3 protein-coding genes are annotated in these 2,770 nt (G+C 26.8%); all 3 read right to left on the minus strand.

Features of this window, described 5'->3' with window-relative positions; translation table 4 throughout:
* Window positions 1-269 precede the first annotated feature (269 nt).
* Window positions 270-1,067: an AbiH family protein gene (locus C4B24_RS04535; protein WP_168388360.1), complete on the minus strand. Its 798-nt coding sequence runs from the start codon at window positions 1,065-1,067 to the stop codon at window positions 270-272.
* 5 nt (window positions 1,068-1,072) lie between these two features.
* A complete protein-coding gene (locus C4B24_RS04540; protein ID WP_131599592.1) occupies window positions 1,073-1,924 on the minus strand; it encodes an AbiH family protein in 852 nt (283 codons plus the stop codon).
* A 191-nt stretch (window positions 1,925-2,115) separates the two neighbouring features.
* Window positions 2,116-2,770, minus strand: a 655-nt coding sequence (locus C4B24_RS04545) for a hypothetical protein (protein WP_210725199.1), incomplete at its 5' end; no start/stop codon positions are given.

The following is a 2,770-nucleotide window of genomic DNA, read 5'->3' on the forward strand; positions in this document are numbered from 1 at the left end:
CTTGACTATAGAATTATGAATGTAGCTCTTTTGAGAGCAAGAAAAACACTTGCTATTTTTTACTTAGATGATCTATTACATGAGAATCTAATTAAAAAAAATGAATACAATGCTGTAATGCTTATGTTTGGAGAATTGTATTCTTTAGATAAAATCTTGAAAAAGCAAAAGAAATAATTCCCAACCAAGAATTATTTCTTTGTGCAATTTGTAACTCAATAAATAAAACGCACATTAGTTGTGCGTGTTTTGGTTTTTATCTCAACCCCTTATAATTCCAACCTATCTTTCTTTTGTATAAAGGTGACATTGTTGAATTTATTCTTTACTCTTTTAATCATTTCTCGGCATTCCTCGAGTGGTTCATAGTGATAAAAGATTACTTTGATATCTTTATCAAATATATCAAAGTAATCTTGATCTTGTTTTCCAAAAGAAAAGCCATAGAAGATTAACTTATTGATTTTTAAACCATATATAAATTCTTTTAATTTTTGCAAAGCAATGTTAGGAAACTTACTTAATTGATTCATTTGTACTTTTGGGTCTGGAAAAGGATTATTAAAATCCTCTTTTTTGAATTTTAAAAATTTATCCTCAATAACTCTTGATTGAGAATGGCCTATTTGCAACACTCCAACTTCATTATATTTTTCATGTATGTTCAGGACGTTGTTCCAGAAATAACCTTTCAAGTATTCTGTATAGTTAAAGTTTATCACTGCCTCCTTAGTTACAATTGGTTGTGGTTTTGAATCAATCATAATCTTGGCAATTCATTCTTTTAATAAATCAGAAATAATTTTACTTGTTATAGGTGGAGTCTCAAATACTTTATTATTGGTTTGAAATTCTTTAATTTTTAATGAATTCACTTTTTCTAGTTGCTCAAAAGATTCTCCAATCCTATCTTCAAAATCACTTCAGTTGTATTCAAGAGAAAATAGTTTTGTAATTTCTTTGTACTCATGCGGGTATTTTGCTTTCACAAAATTTGCAAAATCTTGGTACCTGGTCTTTAACCCTCAACTTAAATCATAGCCATTTCCTATTATGTACAATTCCATAAACATTACCTAAACTTATAATCAAAATTGTTTGATTTAATGTATTGGATTGATTTGAATTTTTTTTCATTGAAAAATGTTTTAGCCCTTATTTTATCTTCCTCAGAAAAGAAGTAAAATAATACATCAACCTCCTTATTTAACACTTCGATATATTTTTCATCCTGCATACCCAAAGAGAATCCAAAGAAAATAACCCTTTCAAAATTCTTACCGTTTAAGAAATGATTCAAAACTTCAATATTCTTAGAGATATTTTTGTGATAGAGTTTATATCAAAATTCACCAGTGTGATCTTCATTACCATACGACCCTTTAGGTCTGTAATTTTTCGAATCATTAGAATGACCGAATTGGATTTCTGTTTTTACATTACCATGAATATGCAGGACATTTCCAATAATATAATTTGTATAGTTGAAATTTATCAGTGAATTAGTTGGCATTATTTTAATCTTTTTAACACCAGATTTTTTCAACGCTTCCATAATTCATCTTTTAACTAAATTATTTAAATCTTCAGAACTAATAAAATTACTTTCAATTTCATCGGAAACAGCAAGGCTAATCTCGTGTTCTATGTGATACTCTTCTTCCCACTCACCAGAAAGATTTCAACTTGCATTTTCTTGAAATTCCCCTATAAAATAATCAAAGTTAGGTTTGGAATTAAATATTTTATCTTCTAATTTATTCCAATTTCCCTCATCCAATCCAAACATTTTTTCCAACTTATTAAGCGCTTCTTTATCATTGGCTGTTAATCATGTCTCGAAATCTATAAATCTTGTTTCTAATCCATTACGAATATCAAAACCATTACCAATGATGAATAAGGTATTTTTAAATGTATTCATATCATCTCCTTTTGAATATAAATTTCATTTTGGCTACTATTTTTTATCAAATTAATTGCCACGGTATTCTTTTGTAATTTTATAAATATGTTTTAATACTTAGTATATGTCTATGAAATTCTCTAGTTTGATATTGATCTAATTGTTGTTTCGTAAGGTATATCATCACCTTTTATAAAGAAAAAATACTCTTATTGCTCTTTTCCAAAATGAGTTTCTAAAAAAAATTTGAATTGTTCAATATTTTGATAAACCAATGAATCATCTTCTATAAAAATCGGAATAGTTTTATTGGTTATAAAAAAGTTTATAGGATCATCAATTGTAGAGTTATTGTTTATTTGCTCAACTCTATTACTTCATTTCTTTTGATAATTTATGAGTTTTTCTTTATTTTTTATGAAGAGAAAAGGATTAATTACACTGGAAATGTATTTAACTTCAATACAAAAAATAATATTATCCTTTTTAGCATATATATCTATATCACCATATTCTTTTTTGGGTATTTTTTTAATCCAATTCTTTTGCAAAATTTCTTCTTGTACAGAAAAACCATATTCTTTCAATATACCTTTTATTTTTTTGACTAAATGATATGAGAATTCCTTCCCCATTTTTGTTTTTATTTCTTTTGCAGGCAGTCTTTGCCCCTTAAAAAAAATAGAATCTCCTGTTGTAAAGGAATTAATGGCAGCTATTTTTGAGCGATTCATTATATGAAGAGAGATGATGACTTCACACTTGAATTGTATGATTGGTTTTGTTTCTATCATCTCTCAATTAAATTCTCCAGTTTTAAAAGAAAGTAAATTGATATAATATTCAAAATTCTCTTTTGTTATT

Origin of the sequence: Mycoplasma marinum (assembly GCF_004335975.1) — a bacterium.
Taxonomy (GTDB): Bacteria; Bacillota_I; Bacilli_A; order Mycoplasmatales; family Metamycoplasmataceae; genus Mycoplasma_K; species Mycoplasma_K marinum.